Genomic DNA, 276 nt, shown 5'->3' on the forward strand with positions numbered 1-276 from the left:
ACCCCTTTCACTGCAGATTGTTTTATGCGACGCGGGAATAGCTCAGTTGGTAGAGCGCAACCTTGCCAAGGTTGAGGTCGCGAGTTCGAGCCTCGTTTCCCGCTCCATCTACAATCCAGGTTTTACCCATGCGGGAATAGCTCAGTTGGTAGAGCGCAACCTTGCCAAGGTTGAGGTCGCGAGTTCGAGCCTCGTTTCCCGCTCCAAATTTTTGTTGACCAGTTTATGCAAATTGGTTAGAGTTGCAAATGGCGGGGTAGCAAAGTGGTTATGCAG

At 51.1% G+C, this 276-nt stretch carries 2 tRNA genes; both read left to right on the forward strand.

Annotated elements, in window-relative coordinates:
* Positions 1 to 31 precede the first annotated feature (31 nt).
* Positions 32 to 107 (forward strand) — tRNA-Gly (locus MY55_RS22350).
* Between the two features lie 23 nt (positions 108 to 130).
* A tRNA-Gly gene (locus MY55_RS22355) sits at positions 131 to 206 on the forward strand.
* The last annotated feature ends 70 nt before the right edge of the window (positions 207 to 276 follow it).

Source organism: Chromobacterium subtsugae (assembly GCF_001676875.1).
Classification (GTDB): domain Bacteria; phylum Pseudomonadota; class Gammaproteobacteria; order Burkholderiales; family Chromobacteriaceae; genus Chromobacterium; species Chromobacterium subtsugae.